This is a genomic window from Paenibacillus tengchongensis (genome assembly GCF_008973665.1).
Lineage (GTDB): Bacteria > Bacillota > Bacilli > Paenibacillales > Paenibacillaceae > Paenibacillus_AQ > Paenibacillus_AQ tengchongensis.
Genome location: NZ_WACP01000005.1, coordinates 58,819 through 82,394 on the forward strand (window position 1 = coordinate 58,819; position 23,576 = coordinate 82,394).

At 55.4% G+C, this 23,576-nt stretch carries 22 protein-coding genes; 7 read left to right on the forward strand and 15 right to left on the reverse strand.

Translation table 11 applies throughout. The annotated features are described in order from the left end of the window. Nucleotides 1–2: 2 nt before the first annotated feature. On the reverse strand, nucleotides 3–1,373 hold the full coding sequence (locus F1381_RS09975) for an ABC transporter substrate-binding protein (protein WP_151734702.1): 1,371 nt from the start codon (nucleotides 1,371–1,373) through the stop codon (nucleotides 3–5). 288 nt (nucleotides 1,374–1,661) lie between these two features. Here F1381_RS09975 and F1381_RS09980 point away from each other — a divergent pair, with 288 nt between their 5' ends. The 3 genes from F1381_RS09980 to F1381_RS09990 all read left to right on the forward strand — a co-directional run bounded on the left by F1381_RS09980 (nucleotide 1,662) and on the right by F1381_RS09990 (nucleotide 4,908). Next, entirely contained in the window at nucleotides 1,662–4,244 is a 2,583-nt protein-coding gene (locus F1381_RS09980; RefSeq protein ID WP_151734703.1) for a glycosyl hydrolase, read from the forward strand. A gap of 143 nt (nucleotides 4,245–4,387) precedes the next feature. Beyond that, nucleotides 4,388–4,600 carry a hypothetical protein gene (locus tag F1381_RS09985; protein ID WP_151734704.1) on the forward strand — a complete coding sequence of 71 codons (213 nt, stop codon included), beginning with the start codon at nucleotides 4,388–4,390 and terminating at the stop codon, nucleotides 4,598–4,600. 2 nt (nucleotides 4,601–4,602) lie between these two features. Then, a complete protein-coding gene (locus F1381_RS09990) occupies nucleotides 4,603–4,908 on the forward strand; it encodes an HNH endonuclease (protein ID WP_151734705.1) in 306 nt (101 codons plus the stop codon). 108 nt (nucleotides 4,909–5,016) lie between these two features. Here the strand turns inward: F1381_RS09990 and F1381_RS28210 are convergent, their stop codons facing one another. From F1381_RS28210 to F1381_RS10005, 4 genes are all read right to left on the reverse strand, one after another. Further along, nucleotides 5,017–5,175 carry a hypothetical protein gene (locus F1381_RS28210; protein WP_187355280.1) on the reverse strand — a complete coding sequence of 53 codons (159 nt, stop codon included), beginning with the start codon at nucleotides 5,173–5,175 and terminating at the stop codon, nucleotides 5,017–5,019. A 192-nt stretch (nucleotides 5,176–5,367) separates the two neighbouring features. Next, a complete protein-coding gene (locus F1381_RS09995) occupies nucleotides 5,368–6,366 on the reverse strand; it encodes an aldo/keto reductase (RefSeq protein WP_151734706.1) in 999 nt (332 codons plus the stop codon). Next, nucleotides 6,363–7,178, reverse strand: a complete 816-nt coding sequence (locus F1381_RS10000) for a Cof-type HAD-IIB family hydrolase (RefSeq protein WP_151734707.1) — start codon at nucleotides 7,176–7,178, stop codon at nucleotides 6,363–6,365. The genes F1381_RS09995 and F1381_RS10000 overlap by 4 nt, the downstream gene beginning before the upstream one ends. A 104-nt stretch (nucleotides 7,179–7,282) precedes the next feature. Further along, complete coding sequence (locus F1381_RS10005) at nucleotides 7,283–8,914, reverse strand: stalk domain-containing protein (RefSeq protein WP_151734708.1); 1,632 nt, start codon at nucleotides 8,912–8,914, stop codon at nucleotides 7,283–7,285. A 184-nt stretch (nucleotides 8,915–9,098) separates the two neighbouring features. On the opposite strand from F1381_RS10005, the gene F1381_RS10010 reads away from it, so the two are divergent. Then, nucleotides 9,099–9,770 carry a tetratricopeptide repeat protein gene (locus F1381_RS10010; protein ID WP_151734709.1) on the forward strand — a complete coding sequence of 224 codons (672 nt, stop codon included), beginning with the start codon at nucleotides 9,099–9,101 and terminating at the stop codon, nucleotides 9,768–9,770. Between the two features lie 336 nt (nucleotides 9,771–10,106). Here F1381_RS10010 and F1381_RS10015 read toward each other — a convergent pair whose 3' ends face one another. From F1381_RS10015 to F1381_RS10045, 8 genes are all read right to left on the reverse strand, one after another. After that, nucleotides 10,107–13,265: an MMPL/RND family transporter gene (locus tag F1381_RS10015; RefSeq protein WP_151734710.1), complete on the reverse strand. Its 3,159-nt coding sequence runs from the start codon at nucleotides 13,263–13,265 to the stop codon at nucleotides 10,107–10,109. Continuing rightward, nucleotides 13,262–13,714 carry a MarR family winged helix-turn-helix transcriptional regulator gene (locus F1381_RS10020; protein ID WP_151734711.1) on the reverse strand — a complete coding sequence of 151 codons (453 nt, stop codon included), beginning with the start codon at nucleotides 13,712–13,714 and terminating at the stop codon, nucleotides 13,262–13,264. The genes F1381_RS10015 and F1381_RS10020 overlap by 4 nt, the downstream gene beginning before the upstream one ends. Before the next feature lie 342 nt (nucleotides 13,715–14,056). Next, a complete protein-coding gene (locus F1381_RS28215; RefSeq protein ID WP_187355281.1) occupies nucleotides 14,057–14,233 on the reverse strand; it encodes a hypothetical protein in 177 nt (58 codons plus the stop codon). A 112-nt stretch (nucleotides 14,234–14,345) separates the two neighbouring features. After that, nucleotides 14,346–14,786: a GNAT family N-acetyltransferase gene (locus tag F1381_RS10025; RefSeq protein WP_151734983.1), complete on the reverse strand. Its 441-nt coding sequence runs from the start codon at nucleotides 14,784–14,786 to the stop codon at nucleotides 14,346–14,348. 32 nt (nucleotides 14,787–14,818) lie between these two features. Then, on the reverse strand, nucleotides 14,819–15,247 hold the full coding sequence (locus F1381_RS10030) for a VanZ family protein (RefSeq protein WP_187355282.1): 429 nt from the start codon (nucleotides 15,245–15,247) through the stop codon (nucleotides 14,819–14,821). Between the two features lie 46 nt (nucleotides 15,248–15,293). Next, the gene (rpiA, locus tag F1381_RS10035; RefSeq protein WP_151734713.1) at nucleotides 15,294–15,980 is read right to left on the reverse strand and encodes a ribose-5-phosphate isomerase RpiA; all 687 of its coding nucleotides are present in this window, start codon (nucleotides 15,978–15,980) and stop codon (nucleotides 15,294–15,296) included. Between the two features lie 69 nt (nucleotides 15,981–16,049). Beyond that, the gene (locus F1381_RS10040) at nucleotides 16,050–16,604 is read right to left on the reverse strand and encodes a macro domain-containing protein (RefSeq protein WP_151734714.1); all 555 of its coding nucleotides are present in this window, start codon (nucleotides 16,602–16,604) and stop codon (nucleotides 16,050–16,052) included. Then, the gene (locus tag F1381_RS10045; RefSeq protein WP_151734715.1) at nucleotides 16,588–17,064 is read right to left on the reverse strand and encodes a hypothetical protein; all 477 of its coding nucleotides are present in this window, start codon (nucleotides 17,062–17,064) and stop codon (nucleotides 16,588–16,590) included. The genes F1381_RS10040 and F1381_RS10045 overlap by 17 nt, the downstream gene beginning before the upstream one ends. A gap of 211 nt (nucleotides 17,065–17,275) precedes the next feature. Here F1381_RS10045 and fsa point away from each other — a divergent pair, with 211 nt between their 5' ends. From fsa to F1381_RS10060, 3 genes are all read left to right on the forward strand, one after another. Beyond that, nucleotides 17,276–17,923, forward strand: a complete 648-nt coding sequence (gene fsa / locus F1381_RS10050) for a fructose-6-phosphate aldolase (protein WP_151734716.1) — start codon at nucleotides 17,276–17,278, stop codon at nucleotides 17,921–17,923. Nucleotides 17,924–18,138: 215 nt separating this feature from the next. Then, nucleotides 18,139–18,582 (forward strand): MarR family winged helix-turn-helix transcriptional regulator, encoded by a 444-nt coding sequence (locus F1381_RS10055; protein WP_151734717.1) that lies wholly within the window; start codon nucleotides 18,139–18,141, stop codon nucleotides 18,580–18,582. A 14-nt stretch (nucleotides 18,583–18,596) separates the two neighbouring features. Further along, entirely contained in the window at nucleotides 18,597–19,814 is a 1,218-nt protein-coding gene (locus tag F1381_RS10060) for an MFS transporter (RefSeq protein WP_246187976.1), read from the forward strand. Between the two features lie 158 nt (nucleotides 19,815–19,972). Here F1381_RS10060 and helD read toward each other — a convergent pair whose 3' ends face one another. Together helD and F1381_RS10070 are read right to left on the reverse strand one after the other, a co-directional pair. Next, complete coding sequence (helD, locus tag F1381_RS10065; RefSeq protein ID WP_151734718.1) at nucleotides 19,973–22,315, reverse strand: RNA polymerase recycling motor HelD; 2,343 nt, start codon at nucleotides 22,313–22,315, stop codon at nucleotides 19,973–19,975. A 121-nt stretch (nucleotides 22,316–22,436) separates the two neighbouring features. Beyond that, entirely contained in the window at nucleotides 22,437–23,468 is a 1,032-nt protein-coding gene (locus F1381_RS10070; protein ID WP_151734719.1) for an aromatic acid exporter family protein, read from the reverse strand. Nucleotides 23,469–23,576: the final 108 nt, after the last annotated feature.

Sequence of the window (23,576 nt, forward strand, 5' to 3'; positions counted from 1 at the left end):
GCTTAGCTGCGTTCTGCTAAAGTCTTCGCTTGTTTCACCGCTTCGTCCCATTCCTTGGCCGGATCGGCTTTCTTCTCAAGAACGTTCTTAAGCGCATTCTTGAAGAAGGTATCGGTCTGGTCATGCAGTGGTCCGTAGTATACCGGTTTTACGCGGTTTGCCGCTTTACCGTATTCCACAGCGATTTGCTGGCCGCCGAAGAATTCATCCTTGAAGTTAATGAACTCAGGATCTTCATAAAGTGCCGGGATGGAAGGCATCAGACCTTTGGACTTGAAGGATTTCAGCTGATTGTCCTTGTTAACCAGCCAGGAAATGAACTCATAGGCTTCTTTCGGATGCTTGCCTTCCTTAGGCAGCGTGATAAACGAACCGCCCCAGTTGCCGGCACCTTCAGGAAGCTGAGCGATTTTCCACTTGCCGGAGGAATCCGGTCCATAGCTCTTGATCTGACCGGCCATCCATGCAGGTCCCATAATTACGGCGAAGGAGCCGTCGTTCATGCCTTGGCCCCATTCCGGAGACCAGAGCAGGAAGTTGCTGATCCAGCCTTCTTGGATGCCTTTCACAGTGAAGTCATAAGCCTTCTTCACCTGCGGATTGGTATCACCGATGAACTTGCCGTCCGCTTTGCTGTAATAGATTTCGTCCGGAGACTGGTCGCGCAGCGCGTTATAGGTCAGGTCGGTCAAATCTGAGAAGTATTTGCCGGTTTTGTCCTTGAACTGTTTGGCAACCGTCGCGAACTTATCCCATGTGTCGATAGCTGCGCTGAAGCCCTCGGGATCGGAAGGAAGTCCGGCCGCTTCGGCCAGGTCGGTGCGGTAGTAGGCGACCGTCGGACCGATGTCCGTAGGCAGACCGAGCTGGAAGGAGCCGTCAATCGAGGTTGCCTGCTTCCATTTCCAGTCCAGGTAGTTGGCTTGAATATCCTTCGCGCCGTAATCATAGAGATTGTAGAATTTATCCTGGGCGTTGATGAAACGCTCCATGAAACCGATTTCAAGCTGGAAAATATCAGGTGCGCCAGATCCAGCCGACAAAGCAGTTGTCAGGTTATTGTGGTGCGCTGTTTGGTCGCCTGTATTTTGAATCGAGAATGTAATGTTCGGATGCTCTTTGGTGTACTCGGCCGCCAGATCCTCATAGTCGACGTTGCCGAGTGTCCAGAACGACAGCTCGATTTTTTCTGCCGGCTCCTCCGTGGCATCTCCGCCGCTGTTTGCCGGAGCATTTGTTGCAGCGCTGTTGTTACCCGTATTCTTGGCTGCGTTGTTTCCTTCATTATTGTTATTGTTGCCGCCGCAGGCAGCCAGTGAACCTACAAGCATAATGGATGCCAGTGTTACTGCCAGTTGCTTCGTTTTTCTCATTCCTCTGTATCCCCTCTCGAAAGTTTCTCTTACAGGCTTAAGTGTACAGGAGGATATTCCATTTTTTGAGGTGGTAAACTTCCGATTTGTGGTGGAAATAATTATGATAATAAACCCGCGTTCAGCAGATTATGTTAGCTTCAGTACGCAACCGGGTGCTAAAAACTTTCCAAAATTGTTATATTTACAAAATTTGGTATTCATGCTATGTTTATCGTGAAAGCGCATCCATGTTTTGCTAGATTGAGCAATCATTTGTCATATTTTACATTGGAAAGGAAGATGAGAATGAACAACTGGTTTAAAAGGGCAAGTATGATGATGCTGGCACTGACGCTGCTGCTCGGTTTCGTGACCGTACCCGCGCATGCAGACGACGCACCGCTGTTCACCATTGAAGGCGAAAACGCCCAGCTCACCTCCGAGCTGCAGGTGGCCACGCAGATTTACGGGCAGCCGAAGCCCGGGTACTCCGGCAGCGGATTTGTCTGGATGCAGAATGGCGGCACCATCACGTTCAACGTAACCGTTCCCGAAACCGGCATGTACGCGATCTCCACCCGCTATATGCAGGAGCTCAGTCCCGACGGCCGGATGCAGTATTTGACCGTCAATGGTGTTACCAAAGGCTCGTATATGCTCCCCTATACAACGGCATGGTCGGATTTTGATTTCGGCTTCCACAAGCTGAAGCAAGGCAGCAACACCATCCAGCTCAAGGCAGGCTGGGGCTTCGCTTATTTCGATAAATTTACGGTGGATTTCGCCGATCTGGACCCGCTGAATGTACAGCCTGTCCTCACAGACCCTGCGGCCACACCGGAAACTCAGGTCTTGATGAATTATTTAACCCAGGTGTACGGCAACCACATTATTTCCGGCCAGCAGGAGATCTACGGAGGCGGGAATGACGGCAATTCCGAGCTGGAGTTTGACTGGATCTACAATTTGACCGGCAAATATCCGGCCATCCGCGGCTTCGATCTGATGAACTATAACCCGCTTTACGGCTGGGAGGACGGTACCACCGCCCGGATGATCGATTGGGTGAATAACCGCGGCGGCATCGCCACTAACAGCTGGCATATCACCGTGCCGCGGAATTTCACGGCCTATCAGCTCGGCGATTTTGTGGATTGGAAGGAAGCCACCTATAAGCCGACGGAAACCAATTTCAATACCGCCAATGCGGTGGTTCCCGGTACAAAGGAATATCAATATGTAAGAATGGCTGTCCAGGATCTGGCCGAGCAGCTGCAGATTCTGCAGGATAATAATGTCCCTGTCATCTTCCGTCCCTTCCATGAAGCAGAGGGCAACGGCGGGCTGAACGGGGAAGGCGCCTGGTTCTGGTGGGCTTCGGCGGGTGCCGGGGTATACAAGCAGCTGTGGGATCAGCTTTACACCGAGCTTACGGAGACCTACGGACTGCACAACTTAATTTGGACTTATAACAGCTACACCTACAGCACTTCTCCGGCCTGGTATCCCGGGGACGATCAGGTGGATATCGTCGGTTATGATAAATACAATACGGTCTACAACCGCTATGACGGCCTGTCGGGTGTGCCGAATGAAGATGCCATTACTTCAATATTCTATCAGCTTGTCGATTTGACGGACGGCAAGAAGATGGTAGCCATGACCGAGAATGACACTGTTCCGAGCGTGCAGAATCTGACTGAGGAAAAAGCCGGCTGGCTCTTCTTCTGCCCTTGGTACGGCGAGCATCTCATGAGCACCGCTTTTAACTATCCGGCAACATTGACAACGCTTTATCAAAGCGATTATGTCATTACGCTGGATGAACTGCCGGACCTTAGTGTCAATAATCCGGTCCCTAGTGCGTCGATTACCCCTTCCAGCATTGAATTCGACAAATATGCGCCTAATCAAAGCGACAAGGCCATAACCGTGAATGCCAACGGCAATACGTTAACCGCTGTGCGGTCGGGCTCCAGTACACTGGCTGCAGGCACGGATTATACCTTAAGCGGAAGCTCTTTGCTACTCAAAAAAGCGTTCATGGCCCAGCTGCCGGCCGGTGAGCATTCGCTTGTCCTTGATTTCAACAAGGGACAGGATCCCGTGCTGAAAGTCAAAATCACCGACTCCACACCGTCGCCGAACGCTGTCATTGCCCCAGTAACTGCGGCCTTTGATAAAGCGGTAAATCTGCAGCAGGATGTCTCCGTAGCCCTCACTTTAAACGGACACCAGCTGACCAGCATTACGAACGGAAGCTATACACTGAAATCTGGCCAGGACTATACCGCTTCAAGCACTGCGGTTGTTCTGAGCAAGGCGTATCTGTCGACACTGCCGGTGAGCCAGCAGGCGCTGACCTTCCATTTCAGCGGCGGCAATAACGCTGTGCTTACTGTTAACGTAGCAGACAGCACCGTTCCCGCACCTGCGGGAGCCTTGACGATTCAGGCTTTTAACGGCAACACAGGTGCATCCACCAACGGCATCTCGCCCAAGTTCAAAATTGTCAACAACGGCAATTCGGCCGTCCAGCTCAGCAACGTGAAGCTCCGTTATTACTATACGGTTGACGGAGACAAAGCGCAGAGCCTCTGGGTTGACTGGGCCAGCATCGGAAGCGCAAATGTGACCGGCAATTTCGTGAAACTTGCGTCTCCGGTCGCCGGAGCCGATTACGCGCTGGAGATCAGCTTCACGGCTGCGGCGGGAAGTCTGAATCCCGGCCAAAGCGCCGAAATTCAAACCCGGTTCTCCAAATCCGACTGGTCCAATTATAACCAGGCCAATGACTACTCGTTCAAGGCATCCCTCAGCCAGTTCGCCAACAACGAACAGGTTACCGGATATGTGAACGGTCAGCTTGTATGGGGAATTGAACCATAAAACAACTCCATAATTACCCCATAAAGTGGGGCCTGGCATAGAAACGGGGCATGTTCTCTCCTTCAGTGGATTTATCGGCGGCGTCCGGTTATACTGATGATGGTTTCGCCATCATCGCTGCCTCACTAAAGGAGAGAAACATCATGCCTATTAACCGCCCGCTGCTGAGCGACAGCGACCTGCAGGAGGCCGTCGACCGCAAGCTGCCGGTACGCGTATTCGAGGACGATCATCTGGTGAATTCGGGAGGCACCGTCATCCGCTTCACCGATTCCGATGTGGTGATCCAGTCCCGGGTCAGCGATCTGACCTATTATTCCCGCCGCCGCTGTGAATTCTTTGAAGTCAGACCCTAGATATGGACTCCCATGCCGAAGAAACCTGTGAGCTGTGCGGACGTTCTCCGCTGGCGACAACGGTTCACCACCTGACTCCCCGGGAGGAAGGCGGCTCTTCTCTCCCCACGGCGCGGCTGTGCCGGGCCTGCCACCGTCAGCTGCACGCTCTATTTACGAACCGGGATCTCGTCACTGCCGGATTGACCACGCTTGAAGCACTGCGGCAGAACCCGCAGATGGCCGCCTATCTGAAGTGGATCCGCAAGCAGCCGCCCGGAGCAGAACCCAAGCTGCGCAAATCCCGCCATGTGCGGGGCAAGCGCTGAGTGTAGCAAGTATATATCTGAAGAACATAAAGAAGCCGGATTGACGACCTTATGGTCATCATCCGGCTTCTTTAATTTCATTGCTTGCTGCGTATGGGAGAACGATACTTAATGGCGGATGGAATTGACATTCTTCAGCTTCTCATTCAGGATATCCTGAAAGCTTTGAGTTTGCTCCTGCTCACGGCTGGGCTTGGGTGTAGCCACCGGTTGAGGTCTAAAAAACTGATGGTTAAAGCCCATAAGATTATGTACGGTCATGTTCATTTAGCTTCCTCCTCCTTGCGGTCTATCTTCACTTTTGCGCACGTATGCAGCTGGTTATCTTCTATTAACCCTTCTTTTCCATCCCCAAACAGTTTTCTGTATTTTTTTAGTCAAATATTATTAATAGGCAGCAAAAAAAGCCTCCGTACCGGAAATCCGGCTGGAGGCTGGTATAAATACGCATCTTTTCGTTTAGCGCAGAGCCGCCCAGGAAGCTTCGTTCAGCTGCGAAAGCTCGTCTGCGGTCATCCGGAAGCCCATCGCGCCGATATTCTCCTGCGCATGCCGCACTTTGGAAGCCCCGGGAATCGCGACTACGGTATCGCCATGATAATGGGTCAGCCAGTTTAAGGCGATCTGGCCCGGAGTTACCCCGTATTTGCCCGCAAGGGCCTGCAGTTCGCCGATCAGCGGCCGGCTCCGCTCCAGCTGCTGCGGGCCGAGGCCCGACTGCATCCGCCGGATGCGGGACAGCCTGCCGATCTGGGCCGGGTCCTGGTGGAATCTCCCGGTCAGCACACCTTGCTGCAGCGGGGAATAGGCAATAATGGAAATGCCCAGTTCCTTCGCCGTCTCCATGGTACCATTACGATCAATAGTGCGGTGCAGCAAATTATATTTCACCTGATTGGCGACCAGGCTCAGCCCGTACTGCTGCAATTGCCTGTGCGCTTCGCGCATTTGCTTCGCCGAGTAGTTGCTGACGCCGACATAGCGGATTTTGCCTGCCTGCACGAGGCCGGCCATTGCCTTCATCTCACTGGCGATCGAAGACAAGGAGAACGGCTGGTGAATCTGGTACAGATCGATGCTCCGCCCCCCAAGGCAGCGGATGCGTTCGTCGATTGTGGCGGGAATAGAGCCTGCCGTGCGCAGCAGCGGCCACCACTTGGTCGCAATCAGCGGCTGCGCATGGGGATTCCCTTCCCGCTGCAGGATGTCCAGGGCGTAGGCCAGTGCTTCTTCCGACTTGCCGCCGCCGTATATTTCCGCGGTATCGACCCAATTCATTCCGCCTTCCAGGCTGGTCCGCACAATGGCGGCGATGTCGTCATCGCCCAGATTGCTCCAATACTTGCCGACGATTCCGCTGGCCCGGCTGAACTGCCAGCAGCCAAGACCCAGCGGGGATACCATGAGCTCCGACTGTCCCAGCGGACGGAGCGCTACTGCCGTATGTAAAGTAGTCATGAACCGACCTTCTTTCCGGTAAATTGCGGTGCATCTGCGCTAAGCCACCGTTCAAGCACCTGGGCCACTCCATCCAGGTCATTGGTATCCGTGATCTCGCATGCCGCCTGCTTCAGCTGCGGGGCGGCATTGCCCATTGCCACCGGGTAACCGCATTCCCCGAACAGTCCGAGATCATTGAAATCATCGCCAAAGCACATGACGTCCTTCATTTCAATGCCGAGGTTAACGCAAAGCTGCCGGACCGCCGCCTCCTTGGAAACACCGCCGGCCATGATTTGCACCAGCGCTCCGTCATCGGTGACCACTATATGAAGTTGCCCGTCATATTTCTCGTACAGGCGATCCGCATGGCTGAAATCGGCGAGCAGAATCTTGGTGCAGTCATATTCGTTAATCTTAGCGGATTCCAGCACCGCCGGCGGCTCTTTCGCCTGGATCGTCTTCGTGTAATCCAATGGACGAAAGCTGTACCAGTGATCCATCACCTCAATGCTGAGCGCTGCCTCCGGGTTAAGCTGCAGGCAATACCCGATGATCTCCCCCGCCAATTCCCTGTGAATCGGAAAATGAAAGGACTGCTTGCTGACGCTGCAATGATAAAGCGCGCCATTGTAATAGACAACCGATCCGAGCTGTCTCAAGTCCGGCTGGAGTAAAGCCACTGCCCGCGGCGGGCGGGCCGTGGCAAATATCAGCTGCAGTCCGCTGCTCTTCGCGGCAAGCAGGGCTGCTGCTGTTCTATCTGTGATAATTTTGCCTGAAGTAAGCAAAGTTCCGTCCAAATCGATTACGGCCGCTTTCAGTTTCATCCCAACCTCTCCGCTTTATGCCGGTCTTTATTACTGATAGAGTAACGCTGATATCGGGTTGGCTGTCAATAACATTTATCTTAACAGACAGATGATCATCAGGTTTACTGCCCGGCAGTCATTGGCGAAATCGTCAATTCATAGTTAGCGCTGTCCCATTTGGCGGCAGCGCCAAGAGCTGCCGCAAGCGGCCCGGCGGGAACAAGCTGGGTGTAGCTTACTTTCAGCGGGGCTGGTGTCAGCGGTACCGTCTTGCCGTCCACCGACAGCTGCCCGCCCTCAATCCGCACCGTGCGCCCGTTCCGTTCCAGCTTAATACCGTTATCCCAGGACACGGTGTACCCGAGGCTTTCGGCGAATGCGCGCACGGGAACCATAACTCTGCCCTCCAGCAGAATAGACGACTGTTCAGACTCTACACTCCGTCCGTCAACCTTTAAAGAGACAGGCTTCATTATTGGCGACGCTGTGAACGGCCTGGATTCCGGAGTGTTGATCCCGAGCTGGCCGAACATATTGGTGCCCCAGGCAACCGCAGTTCCGTCTTTAAGCACGGCATATTTACTGTTCTCACCGCTGGCGAAGGAGACCGGATTCAACAGGCCTTTGATTTGCCACGGCCGTTTAAACGTCAGCTTCTCCCCGGCCCACTCCCTGCCAACATTCCAAGACGTGCCGTTCTTCTGAACGATGATCATCCCGTCCGGGATAAGTGAAACCCTGGCCATCTGGGGAACAGCGGTGATCTTCTGCAGCGAACGCTGGTCGGTTTCCGATTCCCAGACCCACGTATCACCCTTAGCGCTGCGCGCCAGATTGAGGCTTTCCTTCGTTTCAATGGACACAATGCCGCTCAGCTTGCTCATTTTTTTGACCGCCTGCGGCAGAAAATGCTCATAATCAATGCCTGTCGTCGCCCAGACACTCCCGCTCTCCGTCAGGGCCACCAGGCTTCTGCCGTCCAGAACGAAGGATTTCACATAATAGAGGTTAGGAATCTGAGCGGGTTTCGTGCGAAGCAGCCGGCCGGCTCCCTGATCCTCGTCCGCCCAAAGCCATAACGTTCCGTTGCTGCGCAGCGCGGCATGAAAGGCACCGCCGCTGGCGATATCTTTAACATCGGTAATTCCCGGGACCTCCGAAGCCGCCGGCACACCGGCGACATAGGAACCGTCCGCTGCCGGAACTTCCCAGTTCATCAGCTTTCCGTCGCTGCGCAAGGCCAGCAGCCCGCCGTCTCTCGCCGCAAGCTTAACGATGCCGTTCATCCCGGCAATGGGCTGCGGGGTACTGACCCTTGTGCCGCCTTCAGCGGTACCGCTCTGCTCCAGGAGCCGGCCGCCCCACGCTTTCACCGTGCCATCCCGGCTTAACGCAGCATAAAATCCATAGCCGATTACAAGCTGGCGTGTGCCGTCCAGGGTGGCAATCCGCTGCGGGGTAACCGTCCAGCCTTCGGGACTGGCCGTTCCTTTCGCGAATTGCCCGAAGACGTTGCTGCCCCAGACCCATACGCTGCCATCCTGCCTAAGGGCGAAGGAGCTCCCGCCCCAGAAGCCGGAGGAAGCGACGATCTCCTTGATGCCGGACAGCTTGCCTGTACTCCCGGCATTATTCTGCACTCCGCCAGCCGATCCTGCGGCAGCGGCTGCATCCGGCCTCGCTGCGAGAACGGCTAGAACCGCTGTCATCAGCAGAACTGTGCAGCGGATAGTTCTCCTAAAGTTATGCTTCATGATGTTTCTCCTTTGGTAAATAATAGGTTTTGGTCATGGCAGTAGTATAGACGCTCTTTCCCTGCAAAGGTTGTTCCCCGGCCGCAAAAATAGCATATGGGAATACCGGCCTTTATGGTATAATTACCCTGCTTTGCAGCCTTGTGCTAAAATACATAGGAGTATTAGATAACGGGGGGAACACATGTTAAAATTTATCGGATTTATTGCACTGCTGAACCTTTTCGGCAATCCTATCATTGCCTTGATCGTTTTATTTGCCATTCTGTACATTCTCGACCGCCGGTATGTCGGAATATTCCCCAGCCTCGGCAAGCCCTTCCGCCGCAGCCGGCAGATATCCAAGCTGCGCAATACCATTGCGCTCAATCCCAATGATGTCTCGGCCAAGTTCGACCTGGCCCGGCTGCTGATTGAGAAGAAGCGGTATGCGGAAGCCAAGGAGCTCCTGCTGCAGATCGAAGACCGTTATGAGCAGTCCGCCGAATATTGGGTGGAGCTTGGTTACGCCAACCTGCGCCTCGGCCAGCTGGCCGAAGGGGAAACACAGATGCTGCAGGGGCTGGATATCAACCGCCGGGCACAATACGGCCAGCCTTATCTGCGCCTTGCTGAAGTCTTCCGCAGCAGCGATCAGGACAAGGCCCTCCACTATGTGGGACAGTTCCAGGAGATCCAGACCTCCTCCAGCGAAGCCTATTATTTGGCCGGATCCATGTACAAAGCGCTTGACCGCAATGAGGAAGCCCGTCAGGCCTTTGACGAATCCATCGCCATCTACCGTTCGCTGCCGAAATACAAGAAACGCCAGGAACGGGGCTGGGCGCTGCGCAGCTATCTGGCTAAGCTGCGTTAAGCGGCGCTTATCCCGTACAAATATCATCGTGCGCCGTGCGCCGGAGTCCGTTACGGGTAGGCAATCTCAGCTGTGGTCCCCTAACCTGGATGCTATAAATAGAGATGAAAGTGGAAAGCCGCTTAAGCATTCCGCGTAGCCGGCGTTATCCTCGCCAATGAAAATACTGTAGCTGCACAAAGAGCAGGCCCCCAACCGGGAGGCCTGCTCTTTGTAATTTTAGAGCTTCTGTAATATTACTGCTTCTGTCGCGTTACTGCTTTTTTAACATTGCTGCTTCTGCAGATGCCATTTCTTATCGGATAATTTTTCAGCTGCTGTTCTGTACTCTGCAGACTACATTTTCAGCGTATTCGCCTTCTCCTCGCTTGCCGAACCGCTGAACGGCCACCAGTTGGCCCGGCCGAACATCCGCACCATCACTGGCACGAAGAACGGCAGGAACAGCAGCGCATACAGTGCCAGACCGGCGAGAACGACGGTCGCAATCTGCATCATGGACAGGACGCCGGACGGATACATAGAGGCAAAGGTTCCGCCCAGGATCAGCACCGCAGACAGGATCACCGTACCCATATTGCGCATAGCATGCAGCATCGCTTCACGCACATTCCAGCTCTTGTTCTCGTTGAAGCGCGACATCAGGAAGATGCTGTAATCGACGCCGAGGGCGACCAGCATGACAAAGCTAAAGAACGGCGTGCTCCAGGTGATGCCGGAGTAGTCCAGCAGATTGACAAAGATCGCCTCGGTGATGCCGAGTGCGGTAAAGTAGGTGACCACCAGCGAGAGCATCAGGTAGACCGGCATTACAATGGAACGCAGCAGAACCACCAGAATAATAAAGATTCCCGCCAGCATCAGGATAACCGTCCGTGTATAATCCTCGCCCGAAATCGTCTGCAAATCATTGTACGTGCTGGTTACGCCGCTGATTGCCGTTTCGGCGTTCTCCAGCTTGGTCCCCTGAACAGCACGGTCAACAGCAGACTGGATATCATCCACGCTGTCAATGGCCGCCTCACTGTACGGATTCTCGGCAAAAATCACATCCAGGGTCATGACCTTGCGGTCCCCAGACAGATAGGTGTCGAACACCTGCCGGATACCGTCCGCTTCCAGCGCTTCCGCCGGGACGAAGAAACCGCTCAGCTCATCATCCTGCAGATTCTGGATTTGCTGCAGATACCCCTTCGCCGAATCCAGGCCTCCGGTAATTTGCGCCAGTCCGTCGGCGCTTTGCTCCAGTCCGTCCGTCAACTGGCCAAGCTGGCCGGAGAGCTGGGCGAAACCGTCAGCGAGCTGCTGCTGGCCGCCCTGCAGCTCCTCCAGTCCGCCGGTAATGGACGGAATCTTGTCAATGATCTGGCCTTGACCGGCCGCCGCCTGATTCAGCCCAGTCTGCAGCTGGCCGATTCCGGCAACCAGCCGGTTCAGCCCCTGGGCCAGCTGCGTCTGTCCGGCTACTGCCTGGGCATAGCCGGCATTCGCCTCCGTCAGGCCCGCGGCCGCGTCTTCAAGCTGCCCGGTGATCTCCCCGAGTCCGGCTGCCAGTTGGGCCGCTCCGGCTCCCGTCTGCGTGACTGTCCCTTTGATGGTCTGGTAATTCGCATCCTGCAGCAGATCCGGATGTCCGCTCTCCAGACCTGTGAAGGAAGCTTCCAGTCCGTTCAAGGCTGTGGATACCCCCTGCAGCTGTGTCTCCAATTCGCCAAGACCGCCGCCAAGCGCATTCAGCCCCGTGCCGACGGTCTTGTAACCCTCCAGCAGCCGGGCGTTTGCATCCGCGAGCTGCTTGGCGCTGGCCGCTGCCCGGGCAAGCCCGTCCTTGATTTCCCCGGCGCCGGCGGAGCCGCTGCGGATGCCGTTCCCGATCTGCTCCAGCCCCTCGCCGAGCTGGACGATGCCTTCCTTCAGCGCGGCCGTGCCTTCGGTCAGCTGCGCGCTGCCTGCTGCAGCCTCCGCCAGCTTTGGCTCATTGCCCCTAAGCTGCTCCCCGGCTTCCGCCAGTCCCGATTGGATCTGGCTTAAACCTTCATTGCTCTGATCCAGTCCTTCCGAAAGTGTAGCGACCTGGGTAGGAATCAGGAAATCATTCATCTGTTCACCTGTCGGCCGGGACATGCTGCGCACGGACTTCACACCGTCCACCTTCACCAGCTCGCGGCTGATTTTCTCCGCCAGCCCCATATATTCCGCATTGTCCATCCGGTCGTCGTTCTTGATGACAATCTTGCCCGGCATCGATTCACCCGGACCGAAGCTGTCCGCGATGATATTGAAGCCCTTGACCGAATCGTAGCCTGAGCCGATTTCATCCATGCTGTTGAAGGACAGCTTACCGTCATAGGTGACGAGGAACGGAACGACGATGACCGCAACCAGCAGCAGCGCCGCCCAGGGTCTTTTGAAGGAGAAGGAACCTGCAGCTCCCCAGATCTTGCTCTCGCTGTGCTCCAGCTTGCCGCGCGACGGCCAGAACAGCTTCTTGCCCAGCACCGCCATAAAGAAAGGAACAATCGTCACCAGCGCCAGCAGCATTACGGCAATGCCGACTGCCACCGCCACTGCGGAACGGTACAGCATGAACTTCGACAGTCCAATCGCCACAAAGCCGACGAACACCGCCAGCCCGGAATAAAACACCGTTCCCCCGGCCTTCCGGTAGGTTGCGATAATTGCGCTTTGCGTGTCTTCCGCCGCGGACAGCTCTTCCTTAAACCGGCTGATCAGCAGAATACAATAGTCCGTACCGATCCCGAACAGCACCGCTACCATAAAGATCTGCGTGAATGTCGACAGCGGGAAATCAAAGCGGTCCACCAGGAACGCCACGACCGACTGGGATACGATATAGCTCAGCCCGACGGTGAGCAGCGGCACGAACGGAGCCACCAGCGAGCGGAACACGACAAACAGAATCAGCAAAATAAAGATCACGGTAATGTATTCTGATTTCTTAAGACCCGCTTCCGAGCTGACAATGGTGTCCTCTGTAATCAGCCCCTCACTGGTCAGATAATGCTCTGCCTGCACTCCGCCCAGCAGCTCATCGACCTTGTCCGGCAGTTCTTTGACGGCTTCCTCTCCGCCGCTTACGGATAATGCAACCATAATGGTTTTGCCGTCCGTGGAAATCAGGGTATCCGCAAGGCCCGGCACCGTGAACGGATCGTTGATCGAATCCACATTCAGCTCCGCCTTGTTCGCAGCCAGCGTCTCCACGCCCTGCTTTACGCTCTCCTTCGCCTCAGTGCCCAATCCATCCGGATTGTGGAATACGAGCGCCACCTGGTGCAGGGTCTCCCCGCCCTTGGCATCGGATACTTCTCTAAGTATTTCAGCAGCCCGGGAGGACGGATAGCCCTCCGGAACGGCGATTTGCCCCTTCTCGCGCACCAGATCGCCCATCCCCGGCGCTGTCAGGAACAACACTACAGCGATCGCCAGCCAGACGGCGATGATGGCCCATTTGGCCTTCAGAATGAATCTCACGGATTTCTCCCTCCACTCTCCTGCATCAGCGATGCCAGCTTCTCAAACTGGGTCACGAACATCTCAATCTCATCTTCCTTAAAATGCAGCAAATACGGCGCAATGATCTGCTGCACCTCAATTTCGGCAATCCGGTACACCTCTTCGCCGTGCGGCGTTAAGGTCAAATACACCAGCCGCCGGTCCTGTTCGTCACGCGTCCGCTCCAGCATCCCCGCATCCACCAAGCGGTTGATGATTGCGGTAATGGAGCTTTTGCCGACGGCAACGGCTTCCGACAGGTAAGTCGAGGTGCAGTGCTCCTGTCCCCGGATCAGCCGCAGGATGCTGAACTGATCGTTCGTCAGCCCATCCGGAATCCGTTCTTTTATGCGGGAGCTGACCTGCCTGGTCACAATGCCGTAAGCGTCTATGTAGCGGTTAATCCACTTCTCCGCCTCTTCATTCATCAGCGAACCTCCTAATCTCAATAATAGTTTTATAATCGAACTGTTCTACAGTAAAACTATATGGCTCCCCACCTGAAAAGTCAATGCGGATTCCGCATCTGCGCACACCAAAAAAGCCCCCTCAATGGGGCAGCCCTAGCTCCTATTATTAAATTGTTCCGGGTACAGCTCTTGATTCAGCTCGCTTGCCGCTTGCATGAACTGATCCAGCAGGGATTCGCCTGTGGTGGATTTGTTTAAGGCTTGGCGCTCCGCCTGCTGTCAAACTGTAAATCAATTCCCCTTTCTGCTTCAGTTCACCTTATTGAATTTCTCCAGTGCGCTTTACGGATGGAGTTCGGCTTACAGTTCTCCGGCCTTGCCCGCAAGTTCCTTTAATTTCTGTCCATCTTCTGTTGTTGCATGCGCTACACCAGCGCTTTTTTTCTGCACTTCATAGCTTTCGTTATTGCTCCAAACAAAGCCGTAGACCGCCAATGTCCCGCAGACAGAGAGAATCATCCACGCTTGTTTCTTCAATTGTTCTCAGCTCATTTCACACGAAAAAAAGAGAAAATCCGTATCACGGATCTCCTCTCGAAATGAACAAAGCTCTATTTCAGTACAAAACAGCTATCGTTTCCTAAACGGATTACTCCTCATCCTCCAACTCGTCCACCTCATACACACAGCGGAACAGCTCAATGCCTGCCGCGTTCTCGCCCAGGCTGTAGACCATAAAGCCGAGGCTGCGGTAAAAGTCGGCGGCAATCTCGTCTTCGGTCTCCGCCAGCACGTACCGCGGATTCCGGGCCGCCATCAGCTCCAGGATCATCCCCCGGGCGTAGCCTTTGCCCCGGTTCTCAGGCAGCACGGCGATATGGCGGAGCTCCAGGGAGCCGTCTTCGGTCTCCTCGTATCCGACCAGCCCGACCAGCAGCTCCTCTTCCTCCCACCCGGCAAGCTGCAAAGCGCTGGACTCTCCATATTCGGCTGAGACACCAGCGAGGGCCTCGGGATCTTCCATTACGGCATAGCCTAACAGCTCCTGCACTTCAGGCGAGCCGGTACGTGTCTTTAAATCAACTAGCATCATTTATCCTCCTAAAGTAAAGATACTTCCCCTTATTTCCGCTTCGCGAACCCGAGCAGGGCATATCCGATCCACACGCCCAGCAGATTGAGCAGCAGATCGTCGATGTCAAAGCTGCCGACATGCAGCAGCATCTGCAGACATTCCAGGAGCAGAATCCAAAGAACGGAATATAGGGTCAGGCGTACGATGGAACGCAGCCTTCCCCGGACCAGCGGCAGTAAAAAGCCGAACGGAACAAACACGGCGACATTGCCGAGCAGATTCACCAGCCTGTAGCCATAGGACACCCCGTTGTCCAGGTTAAAATACAGCTTGATCGTCCGCAGCGGCTCCAGATTGTACTGCAGCGGACCTTCAGGGTCCGGCGTGCGTCCAAATCCGATGAACATCCAGTATATCACTGTCCCGGCGTAAAAGAACAGGAGCAGCCGCGCCCAAATGCGGCGCGGCTGTTTCACACTTGTCCTCGCAGTCTGCGAAGACCGGGTCTTGCGGCTGTTCGATTTAGCGATGCCCCTCACCCTCAATAACCGTGATGCTACCGTCGGCATGCCCGACAATGGCCAGCGAAGCGATGCCAATGAAGAGGCCGTGTTCCACAACGCCCGGGATGCGCTGCAGCGCCAGGGCCAGCTCCGGTGCGGAGGCAATGGCCCCGAAGCGGCAATCGGCGATATAGTTGCCGTTGTCCGTCTTGTACAATTCGCCGCCCTTGCGCCGGAGCTCGGCCTGGCAGCCCAGCTTGCCCAGCGCGGCAAGCGTCCACTCCCAGGCAAAAGGCACAATCTCGACCGGCAGCGGGAATTGACCCAGCGTATCCACGACCTTGCTCTCGTCGGCGATGACGATCATCCGGGCGCTGCCTGTCGCTACAATCTTCTCACGCAGCAGCGCGCCGCCGCCGCCCTTGATTAGCTGCAGTCCGCCGTCGAGCTCATCCGCCCCGTCGATGGTGACATCCAGTCTGTCGATATCCCCGAAGGCCAGCAGCGGAATGCCGAGCTCGCGGGCCTGATCCTCCGAAGCCTGTGAAGTGGCAACCGCCGTAATTTGCAGCCCTTCCTTGACCCTCTCGCCCAGCTTGCGGATGGCCCAATATGCGGTAGAGCCGGTACCCAGCCCGACCTTCATGCCGTCCGTTATGTACTCCACGGCCTTCTCTGCCGCTAGCTGCTTTACATTGACACTCATGATTAGCCTCCTAAATAATCCGTAATATAACCCAAGCAATGTTTCCCTTATCCCCCGCAGGTCTGTCTCTTACCTGCAGCTTTCCAGCAGTTCGCGGTAAATCGCGGCATTATCCGGCTCAAAGCAGACGAAAGCAATGCGCTTCAGCGGCATATTCGCAGCCGTCTTCTCCCTGATGAAACGCACTACAGACGTTACCGCGATTTGAGCTGCCGCCGATTTAGGGAAATTATACACACCGGTCCCGATATTCGGAAAAGCGATGCTCTGCGCCCCTTCGGCGCAGGCGAGATTCAAGCTGGTGCTGTAGCATTCGGCCAGGACCGCCGTTTCGTTCGCGCTTCCGCCCTTCCAGATCGGCCCTACCGTATGAATGATCCCCCGGAATGGCAAGCTTCCGGCAGAGGTCAGCGCGGCATCGCCGGGCAATACTTTGCCCTGTCTTTGGCGGATAGCGGCGCATTCTTCGGCAATCCGCCGTCCGCCAGCCCGGTGAATGGCGCCGTCCACGCCTCCGCCGCCATAAAGGCCCGAATTGGCGGCATTTACGATATAATCCCCCTGCCAGCGTGTAATATCGCCTTCAATAACCTCAAGCAGCACTTGTTCAATATGAACCTGCATGTCCGGTCTCCTCCTTTATAACGGCCATAAGACGCCTGATTAACTCCCGCTCTCCCTTCCGGTCCGCATGTTCCGTGAACATTTCAGGCACCGGCTTGTCCCCCTGAATGGCAGCGGAGCGGATATGCTGAATCATTAACCGTTCCGCACTCTGCATGTCCAGCTGACCGCTGCCGGCAGGGACACGGCACAGTGCCAGCGCCCTGCCTGATTCCCCCGCCGCAGTTTCCTCTCCGGTTCCCGCCAGAACAGTGAACTGGAACAGGGGGACCGCCCCGGGCAGCTTCTCGTGCGGCGCAAAGGACCTGTGGCGGATCGAGTACATCCGTGAGCTCAAACGGATATCGTTCTCTTCCGCCTGCCGCTCGCCGAGAAGCCTCCGGTTCTGCCGGGCGAACAGGCCGGCGGCCAGCAGCAGAAACAGCACAATCCCTGCGAACTCTATATACAGCTCTGCCACCCCATTTTTCCGAAGTCAACAAACACTCTACTATATTATCATGGAGCGTTCAGACCGCAAATGGTCCAAACGGCAGAAATCGCTTTTTTCTGTATTCTATAAAGTTATTTTGAAATATTCAAGTTAACAGTTGAAACTTTGGTTGGCATGACTCATAATAAAGCTGTGATCAGGTTTGCCAACTCATAGAGATCAAGGGAGGATATTTTCAATGAAATTTTTCTTGGACACTGGTAATATTGAAGAAATCAAACGGATTACCCGGCTCGGTCTGGTTGACGGCGTCACCACGAACCCGTCGCTGATCGCTAAGGAAGGCCGACTGTTCAAGGATGTTATTAAAGAAATCGTTGAGATCGTACCCGGTCCGGTCAGCGCCGAAGTTATCGGCCTCACTGCAGAGCAAATGCTTAAAGAAGCTCTGGAAATCGCCGAATGGGCTCCCAACGTCGTTATCAAGCTGCCTATGACCGAAGACGGTCTGGAAGCCTGCTACGAATTGACCAAGAAAGGCATCAAAACCAATGTAACGCTGATCTTCTCTGCGGCTCAGGGCCTGATGGCCGCCAAAGCCGGCGCAACATATATCAGCCCGTTCGTCGGACGCCTGGACGACATCGGCGTTGACGGCATGAAGCTGATCAAAGACCTTAAGACCATCCTGACGAACTATGGCCTGCAATCGGAAATTATCGCCGCCAGCATCCGCAACATCGCGCATGTTGAACAGGCTGCTATTGCTGGTGCCCACATCGCCACTATTCCGGGCTCGCTGCTGCCTTCGCTCTGGAAGCATCCGCTGACCGACAACGGCATCGAACGTTTCCTCAAGGACTGGGAAAAGGTTCCTCAAGCTTAATAGCTACACCTAGCCAAACCAGCCAAGCAACACCTTCTGCCCTGCAGTACCGTACCCGGTCTGCAGGGACAGAAGGTGTTTTTTTGTCTGCTTAATACATGTTGGCACCTTGTTTGAAAGCCGGAATGTAAATTTTCATTGCAGAATAGAATATTTACATGCTACAATAATAATTGTTATGACAAGTATTATTCATGCAGAAGGGATGTTGCTTTATGCCGATTTCATCGCCGCAGCAGTTCCTCGGATTTCTTCTCGGCTCTACATACCGCCGGATTTCCAATTCTTTTGCCAGAGCCTTAAAGCCCTATGACATTACCCCGGAGCAGTGGTCGGTACTGCTGATGATCTCCGGACGCGGCGGCATCAACCAGAAGGAGGTTGCTGCAGCAGCAGCCAAGGACCAGCCTACGACTGCACGGATCGTCGAGCTGCTGCTTAAGAAGGGCTTTATCACCAAATCAACAAGCAAAAGTGACCGGCGCGCCTTTCTGCTCTATGCCACCGAAGAGGGCAAAGCGCTGATTGAGAATACGCAATCCCTGGAGCAGCAGACCATCGATGCCGCCGTAGCCGGGCTCCGGCCCGAGCAGCTGGAAGAGCTGCGTGCCATGCTGGAGCATATCTATCACAACACGGGTAAGACGCATCAAGAATAGGAGAGAACATACTATTGACTAACACATCAGACCGTTTATGGACCAAATCATTTATACTGTTGACCCTCTGTAACTTTATGCTGTTCATCGGACTGCAAATGACGCTGTCGACACTGCCGGCCTATGCCGAAGAATCGCTGGGTGCCACGTCCGTACAGGTCAGCCTAGTAACAAGCCTGTTTGCGCTGAGCGCCATTGCTTCCCGGCTCATAGCCGGCAAAGCCATGGAGAAAGGCGGACGCAACCTGCTGATCTTCCTCGGCCTTGCCATCGCGCTTGCCGCAGTTGCCGGCTATTACTGGGCAGGCGGGATTACTGGCCTGCTGCTGCTGCGCATGCTGTTCGGCGTCGGCTTCGGGATGGCGAGCACCGCCTTTCCGACGATGGCTTCGGACGTTATTCCCGTCCGCCGCATGGGCGAAGGCATGGGGTACTTCGGCTTATCCACCAGCCTGGCGATGTCGGCGGGACCGATGATCGGGCTCACCCTGCTGCAGGGGCCCGGCTTTGGCTCGCTGGTGCTGAGCACGGCTGTCATTCTCGCGCTCATCGTTCCGCTGGGCCGGCAGCTGACGAAATCGCTCCCGGCGGGCCACAAAGAGCCGCCCGTAGAGGCTTCCGCGGGCGGCAAAGGCGGCGTCTTCCGCAGATTGCTGCTGCCCAGTCTGCTGAATTTTCTGCTGTCCGTTTCGTATGGGGGCCTGCTCGGTTTCCTGGCTCTCTTCGGCAAAGAAGTTCATCTGCAGAATGTGGCCTACTTCTTCCTCTTTAACGCAGTTGCAATCGTCATTGTCCGCCCGTTGTCCGGCAAGATTTATGACCGGTACGGAGCGATTGCACTGCTCATTCCCGGCAGTCTGCTCGTTATCTCCGGATTGCTGCTGCTCTCCTGGGCCGGATCGACTGCCGCCCTGTTTCCGGCAGCGCTGCTGTACGGAGCCGGCTTCGGCTCCATGCAGCCTGCGCTGCAGACCTGGATGATCCAGGCGGTCAGCCCGAGCCAGCGCGGGACGGCCAACGGCATGTTCTTTAATTCGCTGGACCTTGGCGTAGCCCTTGGCACAATGGCGCTGGGATCAGTCGCCCTGTACACCAGCTACGCCGAGATGTACCGCTACTCCACCCTGGCTCCGCTTCTGCTGCTGCTTGTCTATGTCAGTATTATTGCCGGCAAGCGCCGCAGCGGGAAGAGCGGCGGTGCAGCCGAAGCAGGTGCGGCAGCGGCCGAATAGCCACCCGCACCAGATCCGCCCACCGGGCTCCCTTAATGCGGCTGTCCCCGGCGCCATCATATTTGGCGCTTGGAGCAGCCGTATTTTTATTAGTGAAGAGGCCGTCCCGCAAGCCCTGTGTACGGCTTCCGGAACGGCCTCATTAACATCAATTCTGGCTAAGACTCTGCGGCAAACGCCTTGACCGCCGGCAGGAAACGGCTGGGCTGTCCCAGGCTGAATATATGCAGAACATGCATTGCCCGCGTGCAGGCGGTGTAGAACAGCTTGCGCTCATTCTCACGGTTATACCGCTCCGCCGAGCCGTTGTAAATAATGACGGCATCAAATTCCACGCCCTTGGCCAGATAGGCCGGCAGTACCAGCGTTCCCTTCTGGAAGTTCGGCGTTTCTTTGGTGACCAGTTGCACCGGCAGCTGGTCTTTGAGCGCCGCATGGACCAATCCGCTTTCCTCGGCTGTCTTGCAGATAACGGCTACATAATGGTAGCCCTGGGCATGCAGCTCCAAGATATCGTCCGCAACGGCCCCAACCAGCTCCGCCTCCGTCCCTACAGCGGATACAAGCGGTTCTTCGCCGCGCCGGTTGAACGGAATGATCTTATCCCCTCCGGGTATCATCGAGCGGGTAAATTCAACGATCTCGTAGGTGGAACGGTAGCTTCTCGTCAGCGAGATTACTTCGGTGTTCTCCGCGCCGTAGATGCTGACCAGCCCGGCCAGATCGCCAAGCACCTCACCCTGGGCATAGATGGCCTGATTTAAATCCCCAAGTACGGTCATCTTGGCCCGAGGAAACAGCCGGCGCATGAACTCCAGCTGAAAAGGCGAATAATCCTGCACTTCATCGACGATGACATGCCGGATAAGCGTATTCGTGCGGAATCCCTGGCTCAGTTCCTTGAGATACAGAAACGGCGTCGCGTCCTCGAAAGCAAGGTTCCCTTCACCAATGGTTTCCAGCGTCTGGGCCGAGATCTCCTCCCACCGCTCAGGCAGCGGGGCATGACCGTTCAGCTCCTCCATCCACTCGCGGTCGGAGAAAAGCCGGCAGTACAGCCCCTTCACATCGACAAAACGGCCGCGTTTGGTCCAGCCGCGCAGCGGCTTCAGCCGCTGGCTGATTACATAGCGCGCCAAAGAACTCTTTTCCAGATCGAAATCCTCAAAGCTTTCATTGTGGCCGCCGCCCTTGCGGCGCACCATCTGATAGGCCCTCTGGTAGTCGCTGGTATCCAGCAGCTCGATTTGCTCCTCCACCCAAGGGGCATTCCGTTCTTCTACGCTGAATGCGGCGATTTTCTTGAGCAGCCAGCCGATCATCAGGTCTATCCGGTTCGCCAGCCTGATGGCTGGATCGTAGCTGTAGAACTGCCGCACCATTTCCTCACGGTCGACAATCGCCCGTCCCTGGAACATCAGCGGCTTGAACAGCATCCCCTCACGTTCCAGCTGACTGGCATATGTGCGGATGACATCCAGGAAAGCTACCGACGATTTATACTCAATCCCATCCCGGCTTACAAGCGCCTGCGGGCCGTCCGGATCGTTCAGTAGACGCTCGGTCTGGCTGAAGACATCCTCAAGCTGGAACTCCTGCCCCAACCGGTGCTCCAGATACATCTGAAAGGTCGTCTGCTGCATATTCTCTTCGCCGAGCTCGGGCAGAACCGTGGAGACATAGCTGTTGAAGAGCGGATTCGGCGAGAACAGCAGCATCTGGTCCGCCTGCAGCACCTCCCGGTATTTGTATAGCAGATAAGCGACACGCTGCAGAGCCGCAGAGGTTTTACCGCTGCCGGCCGCACCCTGGACCACCAGCATCCGGCTTTTGTCATTGCGGATGACGGCATTCTGCTCTTTTTGAATCGTGGCGACGATATTCTTCATCCGGTCATCCGCACTGTGGCTGAGCACCTGCTGCAGCAGCTCGTCTCCGATGGTCATGCCGGTGTCGAACATTACCTCTATGACCCCGTGGTCGATGACGAACTGGCGTTTCAGCTCCATCTCTCCCGCAATCTCGCCGCCTGGGGTTTCATAAGAAGCCGGTCCGGGCGCACCGTCATAATAAAGGCTTGAGATGGGCGCACGCCAGTCATAGATGAGGAAGGTACCGTCATCCTCCATCAGCGAGCCGATGCCGAGATAGATCCGCTCCGCCTGTTCAACGCCCTGTTCCCGGAAATCAATGCGTCCGAAGTAAGGCGATACCACCAGTTTTTTATATTTTTTGAGCGCTTTGCTGGACTGCAGATGATGACGCTCACGCTCGTTCAGAATTTGCGACTGCTGCCGCAGGCTCGTGGAGGTTTCGCCAAGATCGTCCGGACTGCTGAAATTCACAGTGACCTCTTCCCAGAAATCCTTGCGCATATCCACCACATCACTGCGGTGTGTCCCCAGTTCCTCCTGCAGCGCTCTAATATGGGAAGCGAGCTGCCTCGTAACCAGCGTTACCCGTTCCTGCTCCTCATTCCATTGGCTGTCTTGTGTATCCAATATGATTCATCCCCTTTGGACGTTTTATCTTACCAATGTTTGTGCTTCTAATCAAGCGAAGCCCGCGGACGGGAGCTCAAGTCCCTGGAAGGTTTATATTGTTAGCCTGTTACCGTTCCCATCATTCCTTGTCCTCACCGGCAGGACGGTTCATCCGTTCCGCCACCTTGTCGAGCCGCTCCAGCTGATAGCCGTATTCGAAAATGGCCGTCGCCACAACTGACAGCCGCAGCTGCCCTGTTTTTTCCGGATCATAGCCGCGGATCGCCGACTCCAGAAAGCTGTCGTTGTCGTTCACCCACGGCTCCAGCTCGCTGCCGCCCGGTTTCAGCTTATCCTCAAACTTGAGCAGAACCAGCTCATGATATTTGATCAGCTTCTCCAGATGCCTGTCAAACAGGGCATCGGTCTCTTCGGAACGTTCCGCCTGAAAATAATGACGGTCGATGGCATCCAGCACCCCGTAGCCTTTCTGCAGGGATTCAAGCAGGGTCTTGTAGACCACCAGCTGCCGGGACTGGCTGTATTTGGCCCGCCGGAGCTTCTTCTGCTCCTCTTCAAACAGATTGTATTTGTCGGCCAGCGCTTTGATGGAGCCTGCCAGTGCATTCTTCTCATCGCGGAAGACGCTCTCCTTCATTTCATGCGATACCGCCGTACGCAGCAGCAGCGACAGGCTGTTGAAGACATTTTCAATCTGCTGGATGTACTGCTCGCGCGGCTTCGGCGGAAAGACGGCAATATTGATAATAAATGCGGAGAAAATCCCCACCAGCGTCAGCAGGAAACGGGTCAGCGCAAACTCCCACTGGCCAGAAGCCTCCATGACAGAAATGACGGTTACCAGCGTCAGGCCTACTGTATCCGCACGGTTCATCTTCATGCTGAGCATCAGCACCAGAATGCAGACGAGGCCGACCGCAATCGGCTCATTCGACAGCAGCATCCCTCCCAGCAGCGCCACAACGGCTCCGATAGTGCTCGTCTGGATCTGGTCGAGAAAATAGCGCCAGGATCTGTAGATCGAAGGCTGCAAGGCGAAGATCGCGGCGATTCCCGCACCGACAGGCGAAGAGAACTGGAAAAGTACGGATAAATAGAGTGCTAATGTCACTGCCATCCCTGTTTTAAGTATGCGGGCACCGAAGGCCAAACTCATCCCTCCTCCAACTTTTTGTACATTATGTAGCGGCACCTTGTTGAATGGTCATCGTATAAAAACCAGCTTCGGGAGTATCTGCTCCCATTTATTCTTCCCCGG

What these genes read in the sequence shown, in the direction of transcription:
- rpiA (WP_151734713.1), bottom strand. Translation starts at nt 15,980, where the DNA reads ATGAGTGTCAATGTAAAGCAGCTAGCGGCAGAGAAGGCCGTGGAGTAC.
- F1381_RS09995 (WP_151734706.1), bottom strand. Translation starts at nt 6,366, where the DNA reads ATGACTACTTTACATACGGCAGTAGCGCTCCGTCCGCTGGGACAGTCG.
- F1381_RS09975 (WP_151734702.1), bottom strand. Translation starts at nt 1,373, where the DNA reads ATGAGAAAAACGAAGCAACTGGCAGTAACACTGGCATCCATTATGCTT.
- F1381_RS10025 (WP_151734983.1), bottom strand. Translation starts at nt 14,786, where the DNA reads ATGCTAGTTGATTTAAAGACACGTACCGGCTCGCCTGAAGTGCAGGAG.
- fsa (WP_151734716.1), top strand. Translation starts at nt 17,276, where the DNA reads ATGAAATTTTTCTTGGACACTGGTAATATTGAAGAAATCAAACGGATT.
- F1381_RS10020 (WP_151734711.1), bottom strand. Translation starts at nt 13,714, where the DNA reads ATGAATGAAGAGGCGGAGAAGTGGATTAACCGCTACATAGACGCTTAC.
- F1381_RS09990 (WP_151734705.1), top strand. Translation starts at nt 4,603, where the DNA reads ATGGACTCCCATGCCGAAGAAACCTGTGAGCTGTGCGGACGTTCTCCG.
- F1381_RS10000 (WP_151734707.1), bottom strand. Translation starts at nt 7,178, where the DNA reads ATGAAACTGAAAGCGGCCGTAATCGATTTGGACGGAACTTTGCTTACT.
- F1381_RS10055 (WP_151734717.1), top strand. Translation starts at nt 18,139, where the DNA reads ATGCCGATTTCATCGCCGCAGCAGTTCCTCGGATTTCTTCTCGGCTCT.
- F1381_RS10040 (WP_151734714.1), bottom strand. Translation starts at nt 16,604, where the DNA reads ATGCAGGTTCATATTGAACAAGTGCTGCTTGAGGTTATTGAAGGCGAT.
- F1381_RS09980 (WP_151734703.1), top strand. Translation starts at nt 1,662, where the DNA reads ATGAACAACTGGTTTAAAAGGGCAAGTATGATGATGCTGGCACTGACG.
- F1381_RS09985 (WP_151734704.1), top strand. Translation starts at nt 4,388, where the DNA reads ATGCCTATTAACCGCCCGCTGCTGAGCGACAGCGACCTGCAGGAGGCC.
- F1381_RS10005 (WP_151734708.1), bottom strand. Translation starts at nt 8,914, where the DNA reads ATGAAGCATAACTTTAGGAGAACTATCCGCTGCACAGTTCTGCTGATG.
- F1381_RS10010 (WP_151734709.1), top strand. Translation starts at nt 9,099, where the DNA reads ATGTTAAAATTTATCGGATTTATTGCACTGCTGAACCTTTTCGGCAAT.
- F1381_RS28210 (WP_187355280.1), bottom strand. Translation starts at nt 5,175, where the DNA reads ATGAACATGACCGTACATAATCTTATGGGCTTTAACCATCAGTTTTTT.